This is a genomic window from Candidatus Clostridium eludens (assembly GCF_045310515.1).
GTDB lineage: Bacteria > Bacillota > Clostridia > Clostridiales > Clostridiaceae > Clostridium_B > Clostridium_B eludens.
On the sequence record NZ_JBJHZX010000040.1, the window covers coordinates 1 to 24,969 of the forward strand.

At 30.9% G+C, this 24,969-nt stretch carries 23 protein-coding genes, 2 tRNA genes and 3 riboswitches; of the genes, 7 read left to right on the forward strand and 18 right to left on the reverse strand.

The genetic code is table 11. The annotated features are described in order from the left end of the window. Window positions 1–529: 529 nt before the first annotated feature. From ACJDU8_RS20210 to ACJDU8_RS20230, 5 genes are all read right to left on the reverse strand, one after another. The gene (locus ACJDU8_RS20210; RefSeq protein ID WP_406793981.1) at window positions 530–1,492 is read right to left on the reverse strand and encodes an alpha/beta fold hydrolase; all 963 of its coding nucleotides are present in this window, start codon (window positions 1,490–1,492) and stop codon (window positions 530–532) included. Continuing rightward, window positions 1,482–2,054 (reverse strand): MarR family winged helix-turn-helix transcriptional regulator, encoded by a 573-nt coding sequence (locus ACJDU8_RS20215; protein WP_406793982.1) that lies wholly within the window; start codon window positions 2,052–2,054, stop codon window positions 1,482–1,484. Before ACJDU8_RS20215 ends, ACJDU8_RS20210 begins: the two co-directional genes overlap by 11 nt. 343 nt (window positions 2,055–2,397) lie before the next feature. Continuing rightward, window positions 2,398–2,889: a DUF1648 domain-containing protein gene (locus ACJDU8_RS20220; RefSeq protein WP_406793983.1), complete on the reverse strand. Its 492-nt coding sequence runs from the start codon at window positions 2,887–2,889 to the stop codon at window positions 2,398–2,400. Between the two features lie 248 nt (window positions 2,890–3,137). Further along, window positions 3,138–4,232, reverse strand: a complete 1,095-nt coding sequence (locus tag ACJDU8_RS20225; RefSeq protein WP_406793984.1) for a lysozyme inhibitor LprI family protein — start codon at window positions 4,230–4,232, stop codon at window positions 3,138–3,140. Further along, a complete protein-coding gene (locus ACJDU8_RS20230; protein WP_406794011.1) occupies window positions 4,222–4,680 on the reverse strand; it encodes a P-loop NTPase fold protein in 459 nt (152 codons plus the stop codon). The genes ACJDU8_RS20225 and ACJDU8_RS20230 overlap by 11 nt, the downstream gene beginning before the upstream one ends. A gap of 259 nt (window positions 4,681–4,939) precedes the next feature. On the opposite strand from ACJDU8_RS20230, the gene ACJDU8_RS20235 reads away from it, so the two are divergent. Further along, complete coding sequence (locus ACJDU8_RS20235) at window positions 4,940–5,923, forward strand: glycosyltransferase (protein WP_406793985.1); 984 nt, start codon at window positions 4,940–4,942, stop codon at window positions 5,921–5,923. Between the two features lie 334 nt (window positions 5,924–6,257). Here the strand turns inward: ACJDU8_RS20235 and ACJDU8_RS20240 are convergent. After that, a tRNA-Glu gene (locus ACJDU8_RS20240) sits at window positions 6,258–6,332 on the reverse strand. A 284-nt stretch (window positions 6,333–6,616) separates the two neighbouring features. On the opposite strand from ACJDU8_RS20240, the gene ACJDU8_RS20245 reads away from it, so the two are divergent. Together ACJDU8_RS20245 and ACJDU8_RS20250 are read left to right on the forward strand one after the other, a co-directional pair. Then, the gene (locus ACJDU8_RS20245; protein ID WP_406793986.1) at window positions 6,617–7,267 is read left to right on the forward strand and encodes a metal ABC transporter ATP-binding protein; all 651 of its coding nucleotides are present in this window, start codon (window positions 6,617–6,619) and stop codon (window positions 7,265–7,267) included. Window positions 7,268–7,298: 31 nt separating this feature from the next. Next, a complete protein-coding gene (locus tag ACJDU8_RS20250; RefSeq protein ID WP_406793987.1) occupies window positions 7,299–8,093 on the forward strand; it encodes a metal ABC transporter permease in 795 nt (264 codons plus the stop codon). A gap of 64 nt (window positions 8,094–8,157) precedes the next feature. On the opposite strand, the gene ACJDU8_RS20255 is transcribed toward ACJDU8_RS20250, so the two are convergent. From ACJDU8_RS20255 to ACJDU8_RS20285, 7 genes are all read right to left on the reverse strand, one after another. Beyond that, the gene (locus ACJDU8_RS20255) at window positions 8,158–8,451 is read right to left on the reverse strand and encodes a DUF2325 domain-containing protein (protein WP_406793988.1); all 294 of its coding nucleotides are present in this window, start codon (window positions 8,449–8,451) and stop codon (window positions 8,158–8,160) included. 157 nt (window positions 8,452–8,608) lie between these two features. Next, window positions 8,609–9,682 carry a nicotinate-nucleotide--dimethylbenzimidazole phosphoribosyltransferase gene (cobT, locus tag ACJDU8_RS20260; protein ID WP_406793989.1) on the reverse strand — a complete coding sequence of 358 codons (1,074 nt, stop codon included), beginning with the start codon at window positions 9,680–9,682 and terminating at the stop codon, window positions 8,609–8,611. Window positions 9,683–9,879: 197 nt separating this feature from the next. After that, a complete protein-coding gene (locus tag ACJDU8_RS20265) occupies window positions 9,880–10,518 on the reverse strand; it encodes an NAD(P)-dependent oxidoreductase (RefSeq protein ID WP_406793990.1) in 639 nt (212 codons plus the stop codon). Window positions 10,519–10,562: 44 nt separating this feature from the next. After that, a complete protein-coding gene (gene cbiB / locus ACJDU8_RS20270; RefSeq protein ID WP_406793991.1) occupies window positions 10,563–11,543 on the reverse strand; it encodes an adenosylcobinamide-phosphate synthase CbiB in 981 nt (326 codons plus the stop codon). Between the two features lie 140 nt (window positions 11,544–11,683). Continuing rightward, window positions 11,684–12,238 (reverse strand): NUDIX domain-containing protein, encoded by a 555-nt coding sequence (locus ACJDU8_RS20275; RefSeq protein ID WP_406793992.1) that lies wholly within the window; start codon window positions 12,236–12,238, stop codon window positions 11,684–11,686. Continuing rightward, complete coding sequence (locus ACJDU8_RS20280) at window positions 12,235–13,686, reverse strand: aminotransferase-like domain-containing protein (protein ID WP_406793993.1); 1,452 nt, start codon at window positions 13,684–13,686, stop codon at window positions 12,235–12,237. The genes ACJDU8_RS20275 and ACJDU8_RS20280 overlap by 4 nt, the downstream gene beginning before the upstream one ends. Window positions 13,687–13,817: 131 nt before the next feature. Further along, a complete protein-coding gene (locus tag ACJDU8_RS20285; RefSeq protein ID WP_406793994.1) occupies window positions 13,818–14,633 on the reverse strand; it encodes a MetQ/NlpA family ABC transporter substrate-binding protein in 816 nt (271 codons plus the stop codon). Between the two features lie 78 nt (window positions 14,634–14,711). After that, window positions 14,712–14,817, reverse strand: a riboswitch (SAM riboswitch). Between the two features lie 236 nt (window positions 14,818–15,053). Between ACJDU8_RS20285 and ACJDU8_RS20290 the strand changes: the two genes are divergently transcribed. Continuing rightward, a complete protein-coding gene (locus ACJDU8_RS20290) occupies window positions 15,054–15,944 on the forward strand; it encodes a D-alanine--D-alanine ligase (protein WP_406793995.1) in 891 nt (296 codons plus the stop codon). 69 nt (window positions 15,945–16,013) lie between these two features. Here the strand turns inward: ACJDU8_RS20290 and ACJDU8_RS20295 are convergent, their stop codons facing one another. The 5 genes from ACJDU8_RS20295 to thiD all read right to left on the reverse strand — a co-directional run bounded on the left by ACJDU8_RS20295 (window position 16,014) and on the right by thiD (window position 22,164). Continuing rightward, window positions 16,014–18,500: an MBL fold metallo-hydrolase gene (locus ACJDU8_RS20295; protein ID WP_406793996.1), complete on the reverse strand. Its 2,487-nt coding sequence runs from the start codon at window positions 18,498–18,500 to the stop codon at window positions 16,014–16,016. A gap of 213 nt (window positions 18,501–18,713) precedes the next feature. After that, complete coding sequence (locus ACJDU8_RS20300; RefSeq protein WP_406794012.1) at window positions 18,714–19,766, reverse strand: 3-deoxy-7-phosphoheptulonate synthase; 1,053 nt, start codon at window positions 19,764–19,766, stop codon at window positions 18,714–18,716. A 146-nt stretch (window positions 19,767–19,912) separates the two neighbouring features. Further along, complete coding sequence (gene thiE / locus ACJDU8_RS20305; protein WP_406793997.1) at window positions 19,913–20,524, reverse strand: thiamine phosphate synthase; 612 nt, start codon at window positions 20,522–20,524, stop codon at window positions 19,913–19,915. After that, window positions 20,515–21,324: a hydroxyethylthiazole kinase gene (thiM, locus tag ACJDU8_RS20310; RefSeq protein WP_406793998.1), complete on the reverse strand. Its 810-nt coding sequence runs from the start codon at window positions 21,322–21,324 to the stop codon at window positions 20,515–20,517. The genes thiE and thiM overlap by 10 nt, the downstream gene beginning before the upstream one ends. A gap of 39 nt (window positions 21,325–21,363) precedes the next feature. Then, on the reverse strand, window positions 21,364–22,164 hold the full coding sequence (gene thiD / locus ACJDU8_RS20315) for a bifunctional hydroxymethylpyrimidine kinase/phosphomethylpyrimidine kinase (protein WP_406793999.1): 801 nt from the start codon (window positions 22,162–22,164) through the stop codon (window positions 21,364–21,366). Between the two features lie 97 nt (window positions 22,165–22,261). After that, window positions 22,262–22,364: riboswitch (TPP riboswitch) on the reverse strand. 275 nt (window positions 22,365–22,639) lie between these two features. Between thiD and ACJDU8_RS20320 the strand changes: the two genes are divergently transcribed. The 3 genes from ACJDU8_RS20320 to ACJDU8_RS20330 all read left to right on the forward strand — a co-directional run bounded on the left by ACJDU8_RS20320 (window position 22,640) and on the right by ACJDU8_RS20330 (window position 23,895). Continuing rightward, complete coding sequence (locus ACJDU8_RS20320) at window positions 22,640–23,335, forward strand: M28 family peptidase (RefSeq protein WP_406794000.1); 696 nt, start codon at window positions 22,640–22,642, stop codon at window positions 23,333–23,335. 86 nt (window positions 23,336–23,421) lie between these two features. Further along, window positions 23,422–23,577 (forward strand): hypothetical protein, encoded by a 156-nt coding sequence (locus ACJDU8_RS20325; RefSeq protein ID WP_406794013.1) that lies wholly within the window; start codon window positions 23,422–23,424, stop codon window positions 23,575–23,577. 231 nt (window positions 23,578–23,808) lie between these two features. After that, a tRNA-Leu gene (locus tag ACJDU8_RS20330) sits at window positions 23,809–23,895 on the forward strand. 958 nt (window positions 23,896–24,853) lie between these two features. Further along, window positions 24,854–24,945: riboswitch (cyclic di-GMP riboswitch) on the reverse strand. Window positions 24,946–24,969 lie beyond the last annotated feature (24 nt).

The following is a 24,969-nucleotide window of genomic DNA, read 5'->3' on the forward strand; positions in this document are numbered from 1 at the left end:
CATTTAATCTCACCCGCATAGCAGGCGGTTTTTAGTTTCAGGCACTAAAGTACCTTCAACTTGTTAAAACATAATAAGAATAGAACGAAACCACTATTAAGTGGTTTCGTTCTAAATTACATCTACGCCTTAACTAATAATATCATAAACAAATTATTATTGGGATAGATAACCATATGTTTATATAGTAAATTAAACATTATTTATCATAATATCTAGCCTATCACATATACTAAAAAATAAAACTAAAGTGTTTTTTCACTCTAGTTATTGAACAAAATAAAACCACCACTAAAAAACCACCGCAGAATTCTTTTAATATGGTTACTATGCATTCATAGTTTTCATTGATTGAGGCAAGGCATATCAAACATCTGTAAAAAACTCTATTATTACCCAATTCACAGTAACAGGTATAACATAAACTTTTTAACATACTTTCCTTTAGAACTAGCTTTTGGGGTATCATAATGTCTGTTTCTGAATTTGCTTGCTTTTTCTCCAAGCTTTTAAGTACAATCGGCCTTGCTTATGCTTCGTTTTTATTTATTGTTGACAATGCCTCAAAAACTAGGTCAGGTTGATCCATCATTAAGAAATGTCCCGCATTGGGGATGACGAATATCTCTTTATTTGGAGCCTTTATATCTTTAAAATAATCTTCAGCTATAACATAGGGAGCTTGCCAGTCCCTTCCACCCAGAATATAATATACTGGCACCTTATATTCCTTAGATTCCATACGGAAATTGAAACCACCAAGAAAACTATGAACTTTAGAATTTGCCTTAAAGATTTTCATAAATGCTATAATATCGGAGAACTTAAAAATCGGGCTTTTAAATGCAGCTATCCAAATATCCATGCCTAATTCCATACCTAATTTATATTTACCTTGAAGCTTACGGACTACACTACATTTTCTCAAAAACTCTTTATCAAAAATAATTTTGCTGCCAGGATATTCACCTATACTTTCGAGCTTCTTTAATGATTTTTTATCACCTGCCTGCTCAATAAATTCTTTAACTTTGTTATAGCCTATCTGTTCATTTTCAACCATACTAATAACCTGCCCAGCACCAATATAATATTCTACTTCTTCTGGATGCTTTCTGATAAATATTGACCCCAGAACACTTCCCCAGGAATGACCGAATATAACAATATTCTTCTTGTCATATTTTTTCTTAAGATACTGAATAACTTCAAATAAGTCTTGAAGCATCAACTCCACTGTTGGAAGCTTTGCAGGGTTCCTCGTCAGCGTCTTTCCAGCACCGCGCTGATCCCAGTGGACCACAGTATATATTTCTTCCCATCTATCTTGAAATACTCCTGTAAATAAGGATTCTGCTGAGCCAGGCCCTCCATGCAAAAACAACATTACAGGATTATCAAAGCTTGTTCCTAGATGCAACATAAACTGGTCTATTCCATTAATTAGTACATATTCATCAATACATATTAACCTGTTATTTTTATTCTTCATAGTTTTCTCTCTCCATTATCTGATTTTTTCTTATTCTTTCAAACTCATTTAATATTCTTGTTATATCCGCCTTCTGACTTTCATCTGCTTTTAAGTTACTATCTTCTTCAAAGCCATCCTGTTCTTCACCATCAAATCGATACAGCTTTTTCAACATTCCCCAGATGGTTTCTAAATCTCCAGTTGAAAATTCCTTAAAAAGCTCTGCCATAAAGAATATTCCTTTTTCTGAAACTTGATACAATACCTGCTTCCCAGCCTCTGTAATTATTACATTGACGGCACGCCTATCTTCAGGACTAGGCATAATATCAACATATCCTTTGCTTTGCATAACAGTAACAATCTGTTTTACATTTTGTTTGGTGGTGCCCAACTTTTTCGCAATATTATTAAGGGTAGTTTTACCTTCAGATAAATGAGAAATTGCAACCATGGTCATATACTGCCTTGAGGTTAAACTCCCCAAGTATTTATCTCCTCTTACCTGAAGCTTATTTGCTAGTGAAAATAATGTTGCATAGGTTTGCTCCATTAAAAATATCTCTCTGCATATATCCATAAAAATCCCCCTCTACAAGTCAATATATTGTCTAAATATAGTTTAATAATATTCTGCAAGTTTGTCAATGTATTGTCTATTGTTTTATTATATAAACAATCAGTTATCTTAAGCCATTTTAATATAGGTTGTTGTCAATATCCAATATTATTGCATATTGACAACAACCTAAAAAGTTTTACAAGAGGTTCCTTCTACAATTTCTTTACATTAAAAGGTGAACTATACTGTGAAATACCAGAGATGGAAGAGAATCTAATAGAATACTCTTTAATTAATAGTAATAATTCATTATATAGACCTTTATACAGTTAAGTCGCCATATTTTACTACTATGTCTAAACTACTTTAAAGCTTTTTTAATATATATTCCTAGTGTACCAAAAATAACTACTAAAAATATTAGAAGGAACCATAATCCCAAGCCATTAACTTTTCCTAAAGCAGCCTTTGCACTTGTCCACTCAATATAGGTAAAACATGTCATAATTTCTGTTTTCATGGTAATCATTAATTGTCTGGCACATCTATACTGATATTCTGCATTTTCCTCAGTTATAGGTTTGGGATAATTATATATATTAGGAAACCTGCTTAAAATAGTCAGAAAAAAGTACATTATAAACGCTATAATAGGAAGTATAAATATAGAACTTTTACTACCATATCCATCAGGAACACCTACAGCATTAAAATGGATAGGTATAATATGTGGAAGTAGCCTATAATATTTTAATAATAACCCGATATTTACAAGTATTGCTACAGCACTAAAAAGTTCCATTACTATTTCATAAGTTGAATAAGGTATTTTAAGTTTTGGTCTTTCTTTCATTTCATATTCACCATCTTTAATATAGTATGTATTTCATTTTAAATATCTTAAAATATATTATAATGAAAAATACGTATTTAACTATACGACGCTTCTTAACTAAAATTTTTTTTGATTTTCATATAACTTCACATTATTAGCCTAATGGATATATGAAATTTACGAATTAATAATCTATTCTTCTATAATTAAGATATTATGTGCATCCCTATTTAGGATATTCATTTTGCAAAAATCCTTTAATTTCATCATTTCATATACTTATCTACTAATACGTAACATCTTTCTTTTGTCGACTCCGTCAAAGATCCCTCATATAAAACTTTTTCCATAGAACCACCAGCCATTTCTGCTGCATCATTTTTAGCTTTAGTATCTCTATCTTTTATCCACTGAATCTCTTCGCTTTGTAAATTTTTCATATCACTTGAAGATAACTGAACTTTTAGAACACCATAAATATCATTTAATGCGTCATCCCATTGTTTATATTCTTTGCATGCCTCTTGATACATATCATTAGTAGTTGCCGCTGAATCGTCAAATCCCTTAAATCCTAATTCAATTTTATCTAGTTTATCTTTATATTCCTGCTTTTTAGTCTCTTGATTAAGGGTATTTCTTTCTGTATTCGACTTAGGTTGATTATCAGTTATTTCAGTTTCAATATTCTCTTGAGAAAATTCATACCAAACTGCAGCCTTTTTTTCATCTTGTTCTGTAGTAAAAGCGTTATATGCTTCTTCTGTAGTAGGTTTGTTATCAATGAAGTATGTTCTTGTTACAACACCATTGTTGTTATCTGTATTATGATAACCTAATATGTAATCTTTACAGGCATTTGTTTCAAAACTTAATTTTCTATATCCGTTATTAAAAGCACTATTTGAATAATGAACTGTTCCATCTGTTTTAAGATCCCCAAACCCTCTAAGTACTTGAATATATCCATTAACTTTATTATTCATATAATGTAAGACCTCGTAAAACTCTACATAATTGCCTACTGTTAATTCAAGGACAACTTCAGGTGTTCCGTCACCATCCATATCAAGTACTGTAAAGTGCGTTAATTTGAAGACAGTTCCATAAATCTCTTCATTAGTTAAAAAATCATTCAAATATACATTTTTCTTATTATCTGTGCTAAAAAATTCAGCCTTATTTTGCAATACTGCTTTATATGCCTTCATTGCTAAACTCTTATTATCCTCAGATGATAACTGAGCTTTTGCACTTTCACTTTTGCCATCTAGGTTTGAACTGTCTTTATTATTTGAACATGCAGTAACTGAAATGCTTAACAGAAACACAAGAAGTATACTTATAAGTTTAGACTTCATCTAAATCACTCCTCATATAAAATATAAATAATAGGAATTTGAATTCTCTTAATGCTTGTTCTACTTCGTTTTTTCTATAACAAACATCATTTTGTTTCGACTCCACCTTATCCTTCATTGACTTACCTAGCATTACGGACAGCTTAGGCAATAGTTTTAAGTATGGTCCTACTACAGGTATATACTCTGAATACTCTAAAGCGGACGAATACTTTTCAATTGCAGACCCTACATTTTGCATTTTCTGCTCTTTATTATTAAATTTTAAAGAATTCGAGAGAGTCAGAAAAAATTGATTTATCAGTTGATTGATATCAGTAAAGTTCCAAGGATTAAATTGTACAATAACTATTTTTTCGCTATTATCTACTACTTCGGATAATTGTCTGATTTCTTCAACCGCCATATTTAGAACGGAGGTCTTTCCACAGCCCCATTTTCCTTTAATAAGCTTTTACACTAGATATTTCTACACATATTCCTAAATTCCTCCTAAAGCTGATAAAAAGTCTAATTATTTAAAACATATTACAATCTTCAAATCATAATATTTATTTAGTTTATAAAAATATGTATTCCTAAACTATAAATAAAATATGCTATACTATTTAATGAGAGAATAAAAATGTTTTTAGTGTATACTTTATGGATTATCTATGACATTTCTATTCAGGACACTGAATTAAGAGAGGAGCTAAATAAGTATTATGTATATTAAAGTATCTATTATTGTACCTGTATATAACACAGAAAATTATTTACCTAGATGTCTTGAATCCCTCATTAATCAGTCCTTAGAAGAAATTGAGATAATATTAATCAATGATTGTTCTACAGATCATAGTCTAGCCATTTTAGAAAAATATAAAGAAAATTATCCTAGCAAAATTACTATTATAAATTTAAAAGAAAATAAAGGACCTGGTGGTGCTAGAAATGAAGGAATACGTATAGCAAAAGGTGAATATTTAGGATTTGTTGATAGTGACGATGACGTATCACATAAAATGTTTGAAGAATTATATAAAATAGCTACTACAGAAAATTATGATATGGTTGATTGTCAATTTTATTATGAAGGTTTTAACCAAAATATTAGAACTACCAGTAACAATGCTTTGGGTAAATTAGACTTGGAAAAAAAGAGAGAACTTTTTATACATTCTGGGTTTATTTGGAGTAAAATTATAAAAAGAAATATAATAGTTGATAACAATATACGTTTTCGAGAAAAAACAGCTTATGAAGATATAGATTTTATACGTGTTGCTCTATTTTATTTCAAAAAAATTTATGCTACTGATATGGTGTTATATAATTATAGAAATAATGCTAATTCTATTTCAGGCAGCCCTAGTAAAGATATTCAAATATATCAAAAAATAGATTCTATGAAATCTTTGTGTGAAAAATTCAAAAATCTTAATGCTTACAATGATTATAAAGATGAAATTACATATTTAATCTATAAGTCATATGTGATTATGATATACTATGTTGTATCACTAAAAAAGGAAGAAATGAATCCTAGATTATTTAAAGAACTTCGTGATTTTTTCTTTGAAGTCGCAGATTGTAATTATCAAAATAATAAGTATATTTTACAAATTAATGAATCAGATAGATCATTAGTAGAACTTAACAACAGAGATTATAGACAACTCATTTGTATATGCTCTAATTTAGTGTAAATTCATCATATCATTTATTATTTTTATCTATAAGAACATATTTAAAAGATAAATTGATAATCAAAGGTAAGTCTTCAATTGGAAAATTGGCTGAAAATGAAATTTCTATAACTGCTGAAGAAAAAAACTCAAAGAACTAAAAACTTTTAAACTATAAAAACCGTAACGGCTTCTTTTAAGCATATTATACCACAATTATATTAAATTTAATTATATAAAATTCATTTGTATAAATCCTATTTATTACTATAATTATTAATATCTATCTATATAATGTGTTAAACGTAAAAATAAGACTGCCTTGAAACCCTTCAAAACACTCTTATACAGTCATTGGTAGTCCCTAGGAGAATCGAACTCCTGATTTCACCGTGAGAGGGTGACGTCTTAACCACTTGACCAAGGGACCGCATATTCATAATTTTCCTGACCAACATTTATTATTATATATTTCTACGCTGGTTTAGTCAATACTTTTTCAATTAAATAAAGCTGAAATTTAAATATACTTACAAACCAAAATATTTAATTAAAAATTTATTATAGCTAGTTGCAAATAGTTCGCATTTAAGTGTATAATATATATTGATAAAATTTATCTTATATGCATTTTTACAAATAATCATATATATGATATTATTTCCATATATTATAAATTTTATATAGCTATATATTTTAGGAGAAAATTTATTTATGCTTAATATAAAAAATTTAACTTTTTCTTATACAGGAAAACCTCCTTATTTAATAGATTCCATAAATCTAAACATTAAATATGGAAGTTATGTTTCAATAATAGGTGAAAATGGAAGTGCCAAAACTACTTTAATTAAATTGATATTGGGATTATTACATCCTTTAGCGGGACATATAAATTTATCCACAAAAAAAATCGGCTATGTTCCTCAATTTATGGAGAATTTCAACTCCCAATTTCCAATTACAGTTTCAGAGTTACTAAAATGTCATATGAAAGTTTTAAAAATCAAGAATAAGAAACTTATGGATACAAACCTGAATTCTGTAGGAATGAGTGATTTTAAAAATAGCCTTATAGGGAACTTATCTGGAGGACAGCGTCAAAAAATATTTATAGCAAGAGCTCTAATAGGTTACCCCAAACTTTTAATACTTGATGAACCTTCCACGGGGATAGATGTGATAAGTCAAAAGGAAATATACACTATAATAAAACATTTAAATACTGACTTATCCATGACAGTAATAGCTGTAGAACATAACTTAGAGGCTGCATTTAAAAATTCTACTCACATATGTGTTATGAAACACAGTAGCGCAGCTATGTACACCATTGAAGAATATAAAAAAATTAATAGGCTTTAAAATCAATTAATTTACATTTGGGAGGTAACTCATGTTACAATATGATTTTATGCAAAATGCAATTATTGCAGGTATATTTATATCCATATTATGCCCTGCAGTAGGTACTTTTTTAGTTTTAAAAAGATATTCCATGATGGGAGATACCCTGTCTCACTCATCTTTTGCCGGAGTTGCCATAGGTATTGTATTTGGGTATAATCCAATATTCACCGCCTTTATATTTACCTCTATTGCAGGACTTGTAATAGAATTTTTAAGAGATTATTATAAAAAATATGCAGAATTAATACTTGTAATTGTACTTACTCTGTCAGTAGGTATTGCAATTGTACTTATAAGTACCGGAAAAGCCAGTGGAAATGTAAATTCCTATCTATTTGGTAGTATACTTACAGTATCTAAAAACGAACTTTATACCGTATTTATATTAAGTATAATTTCTGTCATAACTCTCTCAATACTTTACAATGAGTTACTTTACATAACTTTTGATGAAAACGGTGCTAAGATATGCAGGGTAAAAGTAAAACTTATAAACTATCTATTTACACTTTTGGTAGGTGCTACAATTTCTGTGTCTATAAGAATTCTAGGTATCCTTGTAATTTCATCTATGATAGCAATGCCTGTAGCTGCATCACTTCAATTACATAAAGGTTTTAAGCTGACGCTTGTATTCTCTATAATATTTGGACTTATAGATATAATGGGAGGATTATTTTTATCCTATTATATAAACAGTGCTCCTGGTGGTACTATTGCATTAATTTCCGTATTTATGCTTTTAATCGTCCTTGCTTATAAAAAAATATCCACTAAATAACCCTAACCAAATACTCTTATATCCATTATATATTTTAATATTTCATCCGTACAAATCACTATCACTACCTTTTTATCTGTTTCATGTAATCCTCTATGTTCTTATACATACTTGACCAGGAACGTCTACAGAACATAACTGCCACATCACTTCTTCTAGACCTTTCCTTTATTATTTCTGCCATATTATGTCCTACATAATCTGTAAGTACTAGTACTAAATCTGTATTTTCGGGAATTTTCACCTTTCTATCACCTTTTTTTCTTCCCGTAACATGCCCAATTTTATTGAAACCAGTTTCCTTTAATTTATCTGTTATACTTCCAAGATTATCTCCTCCAATAACCAAAATGCTCATGTTCTTCCTCCTTCTTCATTTTTAGCCTTAGACGATATTAATTTTCATTCTCAATTATACTATATTTTTTTACTTGTGTAAACAGTTAAAATTTAAGAAGCATAATAAAGTCTCTCTAGATTCCTCACTATACTTCATATAAAACACTTTTAATTATTTAATTTTTTCTAATATCTATGAGCTTAGTACTGTCAATATCCACTTCCTGAAAGGTTCCCATATTCTCCATAACATACAGTGCAGATTCTATTATTGCAAATGCCATAGGACAACCTGAGCCCTCTCCTAATCTCATATTTAAATTTAACATAGGGGTTAATTCCAGTTCCTTCATTACATATTTTGCAGCTGGCTCTGCAGAAAGATGAGAGGGAAACAAAAAATCTTTTACACTTTTATTTAACCTTACAGCACAAAGAGCTGCTATTGAAGATATGAATCCATCTATTACAATAGGCACCCTATTTTTAGCAGCTCCTAAAAAACAGCCGCATATTCCTGCTATATCAAATCCTCCTACTTTTGTTATAACGTCAATAACATCTTCTGGATCTGGATTATTTATATCAATGGCACTTTGCACCGCTATCTTTTTGGCTATAAGCTGCTCTTCGGTAATGCCTGAGCCTTTTCCAACTGTTTTATCTACAGGCAACTTTGTTATTGCACTTAGGACTGCAGAACTGGTAGCAGTATTGCATATTCCCATTTCTCCTGTACCAAATAAATCATATCCTTTTTCTACAAGTTCATCTATTATTTCAATTCCTGCTTCAATTGCCTTTATACACTGTTCTCTGGTCATAGCCGGTCCTTTTGCTATATTTTTAGTGCCATAATCTACTTTTTTATTTATTATCCGGTGATTTTTAAAATTGTAATCGACTCCTACATCTACTACAGTTCTATCAGAGCCAAAAAAATCTCCCAGCACACATACCCCTGTTATACCTTTAACAAAATTCTCAGTAATATTTACCGTAAGTCCTTTAGGACAGCTGCTTATCCCCTCTTCCCATATTCCATTATCGGAACACATTATAACTATATTCTTTTTATGTATTTTATTATACACTTTTCCGGTAATCCCAGACATTTTTATAACTATTTCTTCTAACTCTCCAAGGCTTCCTATAGGTTTTGCTAAATTATCCAGTTTTTCCTCTGCTTTTTTCACAGCTTCTTCATTTCTTTTTTCTATACTTTCTAAAGTTTCTTTTAACAAGCTCATTATATTCCCCCATATATTTCAAGATTCACTATTTACAAAATATATTTATCCCATCGCTACCACTGCTAACACCCCCATCGCACTCTGTGAAAGCGATTCACACAAAATTAAAAATTTTGGTTCTCTGCTTTTCTATCAAAGTGGGGGATAAGCGCTGCCACGCGCCTGGATAGGTTCTTCTAAAAATTTAAAACAAACTATTCAAATTCATTTTTATAGAACATTTTAATTATAGTACAGGCTTTTCCTTTTTCGTAGAAAAAATAAAAATCATCTGTACATATAAAACTCATAATACTTTTTTTATATTCTATATGGGAAATGGCATTTCTCATTTTAGAACTAAATTCCACAAAGTTATCATATTTTTTAATATATCCTATTATCTTATCCGCAATAAATACTGAAGTTATAGGAGACACACCTTTTATATTTACTCCTACTGAAACATTTTTACTATTTCTCTGACAGGGTATAATAGAATTACCATTTTTAGAATTTGTAGTATCCACATATATTTTACAAAGCTCCATACAGTGACTTTGTATAGTGGAATTTACTTCTTCTTTATCTGTAGCAATTACTACAATATGCTTATCTTCTATATACCGCTTATCATACCTTCCTTTAATAAGAGTAACATTTAAATAATCTTTAATATTCTCAAAATTATATATAAATTTTTCAGCCAATATATAAACCTGGCACCCTTTTAATGCAAAAGTCTTAGATTTTATATAGGCCGCATTTCCTCCACCTATTACAATCACTTTTATCTTACAAGATAAAAGTGAAAGAAGCATAGGCGAATTATTTTCTGAAATGTTTCTTTTCAAATCTACACTTCTTCCTTCCTTTACTAGAATTATATAACTATATTTTAAAAATAAACTGACATTAATATTACAAGTATTATAGCAAAAAAGATCATTATATTAATCTCAGAAAAATACATAAGCTTTATGCTCTCTTTTATATGATTAAAATTTAATTCTATACATTTGTCCCCTATAGTAGGCTTGTAAACTATTTCTCCAAAATATGCATTAGCCCCTCCCAGCTGCACTTTCATGGCACCTGCTGCTGCTGCCTCAGGATAGGCACAATTAGGACTTTTATGATTTTTTCTATCTCTTATCATTATTTTAAAAGTCTCAACTGGATCTCCCTTTACTATAAAAGCAGAAACACACATAAATATCCCTGTAATTCTAGCAGGAATAAAATTAAATATGTCATCTATCTTTGCAGGAAAAAAACCTATATATTTATATTTTTCATTCATATACCCAAGCATTGAATCCATAGTATTTATCCCTTTATACAACATGGCAAAAGGTGCCCCAAAAATAGCTGCATACATAAGTGGTGCTATAACTCCATCTGAAGTATTTTCCGCTACAGTTTCTACACTTGCCCTTACTATTTCATCACTTTTTAAATTAGTAGTATCTCTTCCCACTATGTAAGAGAGTTTTGTCCTAGCTTCTATAATATTCCCTTTTTTTAGGTCACGGTATACTTTTCCAGCTTCCACTGCCAGACATTTAGCTGAAATAGTTGTCCAAATAAGAAATATGTTTACTATTTGATATAAAATTATATTTACTCTTAAAAGCATAAGTATAATAAATGGTATAAAAAAACTAACCATACCAACTATTAATACTATTATACCACCAAACATTTTCAAGGCTTTTTCATTTTTACAGATTTTTCTTCCTTTCTTTTCTAGATAGTTTATAAGTTTTCCTATGTATATTACAGGATGAGGAAACCCACGGGGATCTCCAATTATCCAATCTATTATAACTGCCGCAAAAATATTTATAAAATTAATAATTAAAAATAAAGTAAACAAACTTAATCCCCCTTTTAGCAGTTATCTATACTGTAAACATATAGATAAACTTATACTTAGGCATATGAAAAAATATATAAGATATCCTAAGCATATTTCTCATAAACATACAAATATAATTCCTAATCTTTATACACCCTTTAGCTCTCGTATAATCCATAAAACACATACCATGGTGCTATTGCTACAGCTGTACCTTTTGATTGTTCTCTAAGTAAAAATTCCCTTATTTCCTCTTTATGTAAGGCAAACACCTGTATATCCTCTGCCTCCTCCAGCTGCTGCTGTGGATTTTTATTTTCTTCTAAATTTTCATCTATTTCTATCTTTACCACCCTAACTCTATCTGTTACAAGAGCAGGATTTGAGTAAAGTTCAGGTCCTACAGATTTTACTTTTCCCCTATATCCTGTTTCTTCTTTTAATTCTCTGAGAGCACTTTCAAATAAATCTTCATTTTCTACAAGTCCTGCCGGAAATCCAATAACATACTTGTCAATGGCAGGTCTATATTGTTTTATAAATATATATCTGTTAGATGGTACCAGTTTACTTATTATTATCACCGTACTTGTAGTATTGGTTCTTTCTATACTCTCCCATTTCAGTATTTCATTGTTTTTCCCTGAATAAGTTACTTCTTCTAGCCTAACCCATTTTCCTTCGTATAGTAATTCTTTTGATATTCTTTTCATTCTACATATCCTCCTAATTTTTCAATTTCTTCTCCAATGATCATGAAACCCCTTTTTATATCTTCTTTATTAAGTCTTGAGAACCCTAATCTCAAAGTATCATAGCCTTTGTCATCCACGTAAAATACATCCCCTGGAGTAAATATGATCCTTCTTTCACAACATTTATCTAAGAGTTTTCTGGCATCTATATTTTTTAATTTTACAAATATATGCAGTCCCCCTTCCCCAAGTATTTCTCTATTTTTTATATACTTTCTTGCACATTTTAGTGCAAATTCATACTTTTCCCTATACACTCTTCTAGCCTTTTTTATGTATTTATCAAAATTGCCGCAATTTAGATAGTCATAAAAAACTGCCTGGTCAAGTGAAGAAGTGTGGATATTTCTGGCCCTTTTTACACTTTCCAAGTATCCTATAAGCGTCTTATCCCCTAATATCCAACCTATTCTTATTCCAGGAAATAGTATCTTTGAAAAGCTGCCTATATATATAACACTATTACCAGAGCCACTAAAGGCAGCAATAGGTGATACATGAGCTCCTAAATATCTAAGCTCCTCATTAAAACCATCTTCAATTATAGGTACATTATAAGATTTAAGCATATTATATACACAAACTCTTTTTTCTGGAGACATAACAATACCTGTGGGATTATGATAAGAAGGAACAAAATATGAAATTTTGAATTTATTTTTTTGTAATTCTTTTTCAAGTATGCTTAAATTTACTCCATCCTTCTCCATATCTACACCTGTTATATTAAGCCCGTGCAACTTCATAATCTTAATTGCAGTATTGTGAGTTGGATTCTCACATATTATATTGTCTCCCTTCTCTGTAATACAGGACAATATCAAATCAAAGCCTTCTGTAAAACCATTTGTTATAAGTATGTCCTTTTCCTGTATATCCACACCCTTATTTTCCATATATTTAAGCAAATATTGAATAAGGGGCCTGTATCCTTTGGCATATCCATAATTCAGTACTTTTTCTCCCTCAATAGACATCCTGTTTAAAAATGCCCTCTTAAACTCACCTACATTAAACAGATTTTCATCAGGAGCTATACTTTTAAAAGATATCATTCCCTTCTGCCATTTCGCCTCATGTTTAATTATATCTAATTTTTCTGAAAGTTTTCCATAGTTGTTTATTTCATTCTCCCAGTTTACACTCCACTTTCCCTGAAAATCCACTTTAATATTTGATACAAAAGTACCTTTTCCCTTTTTTATATATACGAATCCCTCATCCTGTAAAAATTCATAGGCATATATTATTGTATTTCTGCTTACATTAAACATAGAAGCCATTTCCCTGGTGGATGGCAGTTTTTCATCACTTCTAAGCAGCCCCTTTAATATCATATCTTTAATATAATCCTTTACCTGTACATATACAAGCCTATCTTTATCTATTTTAATATTAGAGAACATAATAAATTTCACCTCAACTATATTTTTACACAATTAAATGAAGAAATAAATAAAGAATAATACCCAGTTAAATACTTAAAAGGTACTATTCTTTATTCTATGAGGTGTTTTGTGTTAAAATTATTTATTTTTTAAAATGCCGGAACTATACTTCCCTTATACTTTTCGTTTATAAATTGTTTAATTTGTGGATCATTCACAGCTTTTGCTAAAGCTTTAATATAAGGTTTATCTTTATCTTCTTTTCTAACAGCAATTATATTGGCATAAGGTGAATCTTTTGATTCTATAGCAATGGCATCTTTTGTTGGATTTAAATTTGCCTCTAATGCATAATTTGTATTTATAACGGCTGCATCTACATCTGATAAAATTCTTGGAAGCTGCGGTGCATCAACCTCTTGTATATTTAAGTTTTTCTTGTTCTCAGTTATATCCAGTTTTGATATGGTGTCTCCATCTTTTACCTTTATGAGTCCTTTAGCAGCCAACAACTTTAAAGCCCTGGCTTCATTTGTAGCATCATTTGGTACAGCTATTTGTGCTCCATCTTTTAACTCACTTAAACTCTTAATCTTATTTGAATAAACCCCCATTGGTTCAATATGCACTTTAGCAACATAAGTCAAGTCTGTGTTATTCTTTTGATTAAACTCTTCTAAATATGGTATGTGTTGAAAAAAGTTTGCATCTATTTCTCCTGACTCTAAGGCTTTATTTGGAGTTACATAATCTGTGAATTCAACTATTTGCAGGTCATATCCTTCCTTTTTCAGTATAGGCTTAACCTTTTCCAATATTTCTTTGTGAGGCTGAGGAGATGCCCCTATCTTTATTGTAGTTTTGTCCTCATTTTTACTTGTGCTGCCTTCACTTTTTTGTGAGCCGCACCCAACTAGTGCAAAAATAACTATTAATGATAAAATAGCGGTTAATATTCTTTTCATTTCTTATTCCTCCCTTATGATATTAGATTAAAAATAATAAAGCCCGAGGATAACCTCGAGCTAAAAATCTCAAACTATCCCCTATCTTTCAGCTTACGCTGTAGGAATTAGCACCAATGTATTATAAAATAATACTGGTTGCCGGGCTTCATAGGGCCAGTCCCTCCACCACTCTTGATAAAGCTTATATTAAATTCATAACTTACAGAATAAATTATAGCATACAATTTAATAATGTCAATACCATTTCAAAAACATAATAAATTCATATTAATTCCTCTAAAAAACCACTATTAAATTGAAATATTGATAGTGTGGTTCTTTAATATTTTAATTAAAATGTATATTATTATATTAAAGAGGTTTTACACCAAAATCAAAAAATAGGAAAATAAAGTTGATATTGGAGGAATTAATAATATGAAAATAGGAATCATAATGGGAGGTATATCTTCTGAAAGAGAAGTTTCCCTAAATTCAGGAAAATCAATAATAAACTATATGGATAAAAACAAATATGATATTATACCTATTGTTATAGATAAAAAAAGTGATGTAATGGAGAAAGTGAAGGATATAGATTTTGCATTTATTGCACTTCATGGCAAATTTGGTGAAGATGGTATAATTCAATCTGTTTTTGAAACTATGGATATTCCCTATTCAGGCTGCAGCCCTCTAACCAGCGGTATTTGCATGGATAAAGACATAAGTAAAAAATTACTGTGCTCTGAGAATATAAACACTGCCAGCTGGATATGTACTAAATCCATAGAAGATATTAACTATAAATACTTAGAAGAAATGGGATACCCTGTAGTAGTAAAACCCAACTGTGGTGGCTCAAGTGTAGCCACTACTATAATAACAAAAAGTGAAGATGTAGAAGCTGCCGTTCGCCTTGCTTTGAATTATGATACAGAAGTTATGATTGAAAAATATATAGCAGGTGATGAAATAACCTGCTGCATATTAAATGGAACTACCCTTCCAATACTTGCTATAAAACCTAAAGGCAACTTCTTTGATTATACTTCGAAATATGCAGATGGGGGCTGTGATGAAATAGTAGTAGAATTTGAGAAACCACTGCAAAATGAAATTGAAGAAATATCCAGAAAGTGCTGGAATCTTTTCAAGTGCAAAGGATACGTTAGAGTAGATATGATACTAGAAAATAAAATTCCCTATGTGCTTGAACTGAATACTCTACCAGGACTCACTAAAAATAGCCTCTTTCCTAAAAGTGCTAATGCAGTAAATATATCTTTTACAGAATTATTAGACAAAATAATTCAATGCTCTCTGTAAATTTTAAGAGTATCTGAAAATAAATAACTAGCATGCTGGCTAGTTATTTATTTGAATATACCCAAAATATCACCATTTTAATGTACATCCTGTTTTATGTTCAAATTCTGCTTTTACATTATCTAAATTTTCTATATTTACGTTCTCTAATTTTAGTTCTAAACTTAAATTCACGCTATTAAAGGATGGATTTTTCTTTAATTTTATATTCTCTCTTTTACAAATATCTGCCGCTATTTTTATTATTTCATTTTGGTTTGCACTGCTTGATGCGCTAATATTCCACCCTGTAATATTAGCTAAATGCTGAATATGTGTTTTATACTTTTCTCCAATTACAGAACTTATAAACGAAAGTTCTATATATTTTTCATCAGAACATGATTTGATACCTTTTCTGTAGGGTTTGAATTCCTCTTTACTAAAAAACTCTTCAATTAAATTTAAAGCCTTATTTTGTTCCATAGCTTCACATCTGCCAGAAGCTTTCATATAAATATGCTCTGTACTTCCTTTTACTCCAGCTTCAGCACATTCAATTAATAAATTTAATCCCGTAATATTTTGAAATTCCTTTAGCTTATCTTCTCCTACAACATATATAGAATTTGTTATTACTACTGCCTGCCTCTGCTCCAACCTATAAGATATCTTTTTAATAGAAACATCCTGTAAAATTCTATTTACAATTTCAGAGGCTGCATTTATATTTACAGTATTACTTATCTCTACTTTCCAGCCTACTTGCTTTTCAAACTGTTCTATTTTACTATGTATATTTTCATGTACCACAGCCGGAAAATCAAAATTTAGAATTACTTTTTTTTCATCATACATAAAACTTGCTTTTTTAGGATTAAAGCAACTAAAATATTTATTGGTAAGTTCTCTTAATTCATTTGGTTTAAGTTCTTTTCTCTTTAGGCTTTCTTGAATTACATCCTCACTTTTACACTTAAACAAAAATAATCTTCTATTGTCACTTTCAAAATAAGGAGAATTCATTATAATTCTTTGAAAATTCTCTAAAGTATTTTTCACTTTATTGTTTCCATTCCATATATAATTCATCTCTTCTGTGGTAAAGAGCTTTTCTCCATAGTTAACCGATACAAATTTCCATAATTTTTTCATGTTATTTTCATTTAGTTCCTCATCACAATTCATAACTTTATCCAAAGACTTTTTCCATTGTTTCCTAGGCTTATTTATATTCATCTCATAGATTTCACTGCATTTAGGTGCATAAACTTTTCCCCTTACTTCTGAGGAAAGCTGCCTGCAAAAATTTTCTATTACACTTTCATTTCCATGAACTATAAATATATTCCCAGGATTCAAAAAACTTATAAGTGATTTTATTTCACTTTTATCACTGTGAGCTGAAAGTCCCACATTTTTTACTGTACAATTTACAGGAACTGTTTTTTCATTTATATATAATTTCTTATCCTTTTCTTCTTTCAAAAGATCCAAGAGCTTTCTTCCCGGAGATTCCTCATCCTGATATCCTGTCATAACTATATATCCATTTTCCATAGGGGCTATCTTTTCCGCATAGTACTGACTGTATCCACCTGTAAGCATGCCAGAACTTGAAACTATTATTAAAGGTTCCCTATCTTCTAATATTTTTTCCCTAAGTTTATTATTATCTATTGAAATTATGTTATCATCATAAAATGGTTCAATTCCCTTTAATATTTTTTTACCTAGAGAATTTTTAAGATATAGAGGATTTAACTTATAGGTTCTATTTATATCCCGTATCATTCCATCTACATACACCTTAATATCTTTTAATAAATTTTTATTCAATGCCTTTTTTATGGTAAGCAATACCTCCTGTGCCCTGCCCAGAGCAAAAGCCGGAATTAACATTTTACCACCTTTTTGTTTACATTCATTTATTATATCTATAAGCCGTTCCTCTTCTACTTCTCTGTTGGAGTGCAATCTGTCTCCATAGGTGGCTTCAAAAATTGCTACATCCGGTCTTAACCTTGGAACTTTTAATCCTTCTACAGTTTTTTGTGAAAATACAGAAAAATCTCCAGAATAAAACAGAGAACCCTGAGGCGTGGTAATATAAATACACGCAGCTCCTGCTATATGTCCTGCAGTGTAGAATGTAAGTTTTATATCTTCAAAAATAGGGAATTCCACCATATAGTTTATGGGGAAGATATTATTTAACATATTTTTAACATCTTCCTCTGCATATAAAGGAATTTCCCCTTCCCTATTATTCATGATCTTTAAACTGTCATATAGAAGTACCCTCATTAAGTCCTTTGTCATTCTAGTAGTATATATCCTGGCTGTGGGATATTCTTTACTTATTATAGGGAGGGATCCTATATGATCCATGTGAGAATGACTTATAATTACAGCATCTATCCCTCCCTGCTCCTGAATTGATTTAAAATCCGGAAGGGCATCTTTAGAAGAACTCTGTCTTATGCCGCAATCCATAAGTATATTTCTATTACATATTCTCACAAGTATACAACTTCCACCTACTTCTCTGGCTCCCCCTAAAAATGAAATGTTCATATTGTGACATCACCTCCCTCTCCCAGTAAATATGTCATATTCTAAAGAGCCTTAATCAATGCATAACCAATCCCAAGATGTCTTATATAGTATTTTAACATATATAATTGTATTATTCAAAATGAATAATTGAAATTACTGGTAAGAGTAAATATAATTTTTAACAGGTGAACATACAAACATATTAATAGTTACAACATACCGCTAAAATATTTATACATTTTCAGCAATATAGTAAATTAGTTTTTCTGTATCCTGCCACCCCAGACATGGATCTGTAATGGATTTTCCATAAGTACCTTCATCCACGTGTTGATTGCCTTCTTCGAGGTAACTTTCAATCATAAATCCCTTAATCATATTCTTAAGTGTAGCATCATATTTTCTACTCATAAGTACCTCTCTGGCAATTCTTGGTTGTTCCTTATAAAGTTTAGTGGAATTTGCATGGTTTGTATCTACAATAATTGAAGGGTTTAACAATCCCTTTTTTTCATATTCTTTAGAAAGATTAATCAAATTTTCATAATGATAATTTGGAATATTTCTTCCATAAGAATCCACTGCTCCTCTTAAAACAGCATGTGCAAGAGCATTCCCGCTTGTTTCAATCTCCCATCCATTATATATAAAAGTATGATTCAACTGTGCTGCCTTAATGGAATTTAACATTACAGTTATATCACCGCTGGTAGGATTTTTCATTCCCACAGGCATATTAATACCACTTACAGTAAATCTATGCTGCTGGTCTTCAACCGAACGGGCTCCAATTGCATGATAACTTAATAAATCTGCAAGATATGTATAATTTTCTGGATACAACATCTCGTCTGCAGCAGGCATATGGTATTCATTTAAAGCTTTTATATGCATTTTTCTGATAGCTTTTATCCCTGCAATTAAATCTGGCTTTTTATGCGGGTCTGGCTGGTGTGCCATTCCTTTATATCCCTCTCCAGTGGTCCTTGGCTTATTTGTATAAATTCTAGGTATGATAATAATAACGTCTTTTACCTTTTCTTGGACTTTCGCCAGCCTGCCTATATATTCACAAACAGAATCTTCATTATCTGCAGAACATGGACCTATTACAAGAAGAAATCTATTATCTTCATTTGTAAAGACCTTTTTTATCTCCTCGTCTCTATTTTTTTTAGTTTCTTTCATAGAATTTGACAGTGGTATTTCCTCTATAATTTCATCTGCAGTAGGCATTTTCTTAACAAATTTCATACTCATATTTTTACTTTCCTTTCTATGAATTTTATCTATTCAGATATTCCACAGTTTAACCATTTCTATAACTCATATGTTAAAGTATAAACCTTTATCTTTATGAGTCAATAGTAATATTACATATACTAAAATAAATAACAAGCCGCAGATGGCAACACTATTTTAAGCATGCCCTATTTGCGTAATGCCTCAGCAGCAATCTTTATATCATCTTTTCCTAAGATGGCAGATATGACAGAAATACCATCAACTCCAGTAGATAGCACTTCTTTAAAATTATTCTCATTAATACCTCCTATGGCAACTGCAGGTATGTTTATGCTGTTGCATATTTTCTCCAGTACTTCTATACCTATAGGTGTATCTATATCTTTTTTAGTACCCGTAAAAAATACCGTTCCTATTCCAACGTAATCTGCCCCATTTTTCTCTGCTTCCAAAGCTTCCTCTACATTACCTACGGATATGCCTATTATTTTATCCCTACCTAAAATATTTCTTGCTGTAGTTAAAGGCATATCGCTTTGTCCAAGATGTACTCCCTCTGCATCCACAGCCTGTGCTATATCCAATCTATCATTTATTATCAGAGGAATTTTATAAATTTCAGTTATTTTTTTAACTTCCAATGCCTGCCTATAAAAATCTCTTGTGGAGGCATCCTTTTCTCTCAACTGGACCATAGTAACACCGCCTAAAATGGCCTCTTCCACAGCTTCATGGAGAAGTTTTTCTTTTAAAAAACTTCTGTCTGTAACCAGATATAAACTATAATCTAATTCCATGTTATTTTGCCCTCTTTCTTCAATTTTTCTTCACTTAATTCATATATGTAATCTATAAGCTTAACCCTAAAACTTCCTGGAGCCTTAGCCTCTCTATAAGCTTCTTCTCCTGCTATATTCATGGAGAGTATAGCACTTACAGTACTTATGAATTTGTCTTCAAAAGCCCCTGCTGCGCCCCCGCAAAGTGCCCCCACCATACATCCTGCTCCTGTTATTTTAGTTAACATTTCTGTTCCATTTTCAATTATGGCACTATTTTTTCCATACGCTACAAAATCCTTTTTGCCAGTAGCGGCAACTACACAATTATATTTATCAGATAAAGCTATACAGGAATCCAATGCACCCTCTCCAGTATCCAATGAATCAACCCCTTTTACACTTGAAGTTTCACCTGCTAAAAATTTAATCTCACCTATATTTCCCTTTATGACATCAATTCTTCCAACCTTGAGAATTCTATCTATAACCTGAATTTTTCGTGGGATGGCAGCACAAGCTACAGGATCCAAAACTACAGGAATATTATTGATTTTTGCAGACATACTGGCTAAAATTGCCGCCGTTTCTTGCTCTTTAGTAAGGGTTCCCACATTTATATATAGGGCAGAAGATATTTTTACAAAATTAAAAACCTCGTCATATGCCTCACACATGGCTGGTGAAGCACCATAAGATAAAAGAACATTTGCACAATCATTTATGGTTACATAATTAGTAATACAATGTACAAGTGGTACCCTTTTTCTAACTTCCGTTAATACTTTTGACACTTCATCTAATTTAAAATTGCTCATTTTTTAGTCTCCTTTTATATTTAATTTAGTTATTAATTACTAATAATCCAGCCCAGCGTTTTTATAAATTTCAATAAGATGTCCTACCGGACCTACTCCTTTACCTATGGTAAAGGAATTTTCTATAGCTTTAGCTATATATTGTTTTGAAAGATATACTGCTTTATGAACACTACAGCCTTTTGCAAGATAAGATGCTATAGCAGAGGATAAAGTACAGCCTGTACCATGGGTATTTTTAGTATTTATTCTGTGTCCCTGCAAGTTTAATATATCGCCATCATAGAGTAGAATGTCATCTGCATCATTACATCTGTGTCCACCTTTTACAAGTACATTCTTTGCCCCCATTTCTTTTATCTTAAAAGCTGCTTTTTCCATATCTTTTTTACTTTCTATTTTTAACTCCGTAAGAACTTCTGCCTCTGGAATATTTGGAGTTATAATATCTGCAATCTGCACCATATTCTTTATAGCCCGTTCAGCCTCCGGTTTTAAAAGAAAATATCCACTTTTTGATATCATTACAGGATCAAGTACTATGTTTTTGGCCTTATATTCTATAAGAAGCTTTTCTATTACAGATATGGTATGACTATTTGAAACCATGCCAATTTTCACTGCATCTACTTCTATATCATCAAATACAGATCTTATTTGAGCCTCTACCATCTCAGGACTTACATCCATAACCTCCTGTACACCCACTGTATTTTGAGCCGTAACAGCAGTAATTATGCTCATACCATACACTCCAAGAGCACTCATAGTTTTTAGATCTGCCTGTATACCAGCCCCTCCTGAACTATCAGAGCCTGCAATTGTCAACACTTTTTTCATTGTAAACACCTCCTATTTATGTTAAGTGATTCTTAGATTCAATGGAACAAAAACAAAAAGTGTATGCAGAAAAACATACACTTAATAAAAGCCTTTGAGGCTACATAATATTGTTTCCCTACGCCAGCTTTGCCTGGATCAGGTTCAAAGGGTTAGAGAATATCTCTTCTCAGCTTTTATAAGCACCCCCACAAGACTATTATATTTTACTTTTATTTTACTACAGTAATAAAAATTTGCAACCTAAATTTTCACACACAAATTTTTCACACTCACCCTTCTATTAATATTTCATTTTTATCTATTTGATCTGAAAACATTCAACATTTCACGCAAAATCCTTACTAATATTTCCATGCATTTATTTACATGTTATTACAACCAAGGTACAATTATCATATATAGCATTAATTCAATCAAAGGAGGGATTGTTATTAAATCTATATTAAAAATGGGGACCATTGCAGTTATAACTTTGACTTTTTCATCATGCTTTTTAAGCGCATTTAACCATAATGCTACAAAAGTTAATGAAAGTAATAAGCAGCTAGTACAGGTACAGGATTCTGCAAAAATTCCAACAACTAAAGAAATAGTTAATACTTTAACTTCAAATGAGTTTGAAGGGAGATTTGTTGGTTCGAAGGGTAATGAGAAAGCTGGACAATATATCTCAAAAATTTTTAAAGATATAGGATTAAAACCTTTGTTTGGAGATAATTACTATGATGGATATTCACAATTAGTTTATAATAATTATGATACTGGTACAAATAAAATACTTAATAATGTTGTTGGTGTTATAAAGGGTAGGGAAAGTAAAAATGCTGTAATTGTATCAGCACATTTTGATCATATAGGATATCAAGATGGCAAAATTATTAGAGGGGCTTTGGATAATGCTTCCGGTGTATCTGCTTTAATAAAAATAGCTAATACATTACAAGAGAAGTCTAAAGAAAAATCTTTTGATGAAGACATAATTTTTTGTGCATTTAATGGAGAAGAAGAAGGATTAGTAGGAAGTCGTGCATTTGTTAATGAGATTAAATCTAAATCTATATACAACAGCTTATATAACATTAATATAGATTCTATAGGTGCTAAAGCAGGAGGAACATTTGCTTTAAAGAATAAAAGCAATGTGTCTAGCAAGTTATATATACTATAAGGGTTACTCTGGAAAAGGATAATATTGAATTTGCAGATACAGAGGTAAACGTTGGAGGTGATAACTCGAGTTTTGAAAAAGCAGGTATATCTAATGTTTTTTTTGTGCAGGAAGGTATAGAAAAATTAGTTCATAAATCTACAGACACTCCAGATATTTTAGATTATAATCAGATAGATAAGATTGCAAATTCTATAAGTAATCTTATACAAGAAAATGATGGAGTAGTATTTAGTGATTAGTTATCAATTATTTTTATGTATATCTTTTATATAAGAGGTGCTAATATAATCAGTATAATACTGACATCTACACAGGAAAGCATCCTTATTCTGAAACTAAAACTGCTGTAAAAAATTTTCTGCCAAGTTTTGAAATTCTAGTTGACAAATACCTTAGCACCTGTTATTATTTTATATGTTAACTACAGGAATTAATATACATTAAAAGTAAATCAAGCTGGCTTATATCATGCCGAAGTGGTGGAATTGGCAGACGCAACGGACTCAAAATCCGTCGCTGGTGACAGCATGCGGGTTCAAGTCCCGCCTTCGGCACCAAGCATTTTCAAGGGTTAAAAGCATTCTGGGTGAAAATTCCAGAATGCTTTTTTTATACTTTTGTCACCTTTTTGTCACCAAACTTAAAAATAATTATTAAAATTTATCATGATTTATTAATAAGTTCTTTTATTTATAATATTATTTAATCGGCTCAAAGTGATAAAATAAATATAGCTTTATACCCCAAATGGAGCAAGATCTAGTTTTGGAAATATACCAGTTACCAAAAAATAAAGCATAGGGCTAGCAAACCTAACGCTATACTTTCAAACTATTTCTGGACCAAAATAAAATAATCAAAGAGCCGGGCAAAGACAAACTAGTTAACTCTAGTAATTAAGCCGTCCTTAGATTAGATGTAAAATTATAACTTGAATAAAAAAGATAGGTGCTGAAAATTATTTTTGACAGCAAAACATACCCCAGTTTAAAACTAACCTGGAGTCATTTTTTCTTCCTCAATATTGCACGATTAATTATTGAAGAACCATACTTTTGACGTATATCATTAATAGCGGTTTCCAGCTTATCTATTTTGTCTACACCGTTTCTTTCATGGTCTACTTCTAAGATGTTAATATATACCACATAGTTACTATAAAACGGTTTAACTGCTCCTGCTGTTTGGCTACCATTGCTAATTTACATATTAAAATTTTTATACGAATATTGAAAGTAACGTAATAAATAGGGGTGCAGCCCCTTAAAGTTTCATACCCGAAATAATTAGCTTAAAATTATGCTTTTGATTAAACTTTTTTCAAATATTATAAGTTAGATTTACGATTTCAAGCTGTTTTTAAGGATTATTCTAATTAAACTTTATTACAAACCAACATTAAGGGTATTTAAGTCCTTTCTGAATATTATTTTTAGAATGCCTTTTTGGCTATGTTGCCGTACCCCTAATACACACACGCCCACCCCGAAGGGGGGCAGGCGTGTGCTTGTAACAATTGGCAACCAGGCTATCATAACGCTTTGTTAAGTGCTTTAGACCCTATGGCTTTGCGTCCCCAGATTTCACTGGGTTTGCCATTTTCTCTATTAAAATTTATAAAAATTCTATAA

What these genes read in the sequence shown, in the direction of transcription:
- thiD (WP_406793999.1), bottom strand. Translation starts at nt 22,164, where the DNA reads ATGAAAAAAGTGTTGACAATTGCAGGCTCTGATAGTTCAGGAGGGGCT.
- ACJDU8_RS20215 (WP_406793982.1), bottom strand. Translation starts at nt 2,054, where the DNA reads ATGGATATATGCAGAGAGATATTTTTAATGGAGCAAACCTATGCAACA.
- ACJDU8_RS20255 (WP_406793988.1), bottom strand. Translation starts at nt 8,451, where the DNA reads ATGAGCATTTTGGTTATTGGAGGAGATAATCTTGGAAGTATAACAGAT.
- ACJDU8_RS20250 (WP_406793987.1), top strand. Translation starts at nt 7,299, where the DNA reads ATGTTACAATATGATTTTATGCAAAATGCAATTATTGCAGGTATATTT.
- thiE (WP_406793997.1), bottom strand. Translation starts at nt 20,524, where the DNA reads ATGGAATTAGATTATAGTTTATATCTGGTTACAGACAGAAGTTTTTTA.
- ACJDU8_RS20220 (WP_406793983.1), bottom strand. Translation starts at nt 2,889, where the DNA reads ATGAAAGAAAGACCAAAACTTAAAATACCTTATTCAACTTATGAAATA.
- ACJDU8_RS20210 (WP_406793981.1), bottom strand. Translation starts at nt 1,492, where the DNA reads ATGAAGAATAAAAATAACAGGTTAATATGTATTGATGAATATGTACTA.
- ACJDU8_RS20295 (WP_406793996.1), bottom strand. Translation starts at nt 18,500, where the DNA reads ATGAACATTTCATTTTTAGGGGGAGCCAGAGAAGTAGGTGGAAGTTGT.
- ACJDU8_RS20225 (WP_406793984.1), bottom strand. Translation starts at nt 4,232, where the DNA reads ATGAAGTCTAAACTTATAAGTATACTTCTTGTGTTTCTGTTAAGCATT.
- cobT (WP_406793989.1), bottom strand. Translation starts at nt 9,682, where the DNA reads ATGAGCTTGTTAAAAGAAACTTTAGAAAGTATAGAAAAAAGAAATGAA.
- ACJDU8_RS20235 (WP_406793985.1), top strand. Translation starts at nt 4,940, where the DNA reads ATGTATATTAAAGTATCTATTATTGTACCTGTATATAACACAGAAAAT.
- ACJDU8_RS20280 (WP_406793993.1), bottom strand. Translation starts at nt 13,686, where the DNA reads ATGTTCTCTAATATTAAAATAGATAAAGATAGGCTTGTATATGTACAG.
- ACJDU8_RS20290 (WP_406793995.1), top strand. Translation starts at nt 15,054, where the DNA reads ATGAAAATAGGAATCATAATGGGAGGTATATCTTCTGAAAGAGAAGTT.
- thiM (WP_406793998.1), bottom strand. Translation starts at nt 21,324, where the DNA reads ATGAGCAATTTTAAATTAGATGAAGTGTCAAAAGTATTAACGGAAGTT.
- ACJDU8_RS20285 (WP_406793994.1), bottom strand. Translation starts at nt 14,633, where the DNA reads ATGAAAAGAATATTAACCGCTATTTTATCATTAATAGTTATTTTTGCA.
- ACJDU8_RS20275 (WP_406793992.1), bottom strand. Translation starts at nt 12,238, where the DNA reads ATGAAAAGAATATCAAAAGAATTACTATACGAAGGAAAATGGGTTAGG.
- ACJDU8_RS20245 (WP_406793986.1), top strand. Translation starts at nt 6,617, where the DNA reads ATGCTTAATATAAAAAATTTAACTTTTTCTTATACAGGAAAACCTCCT.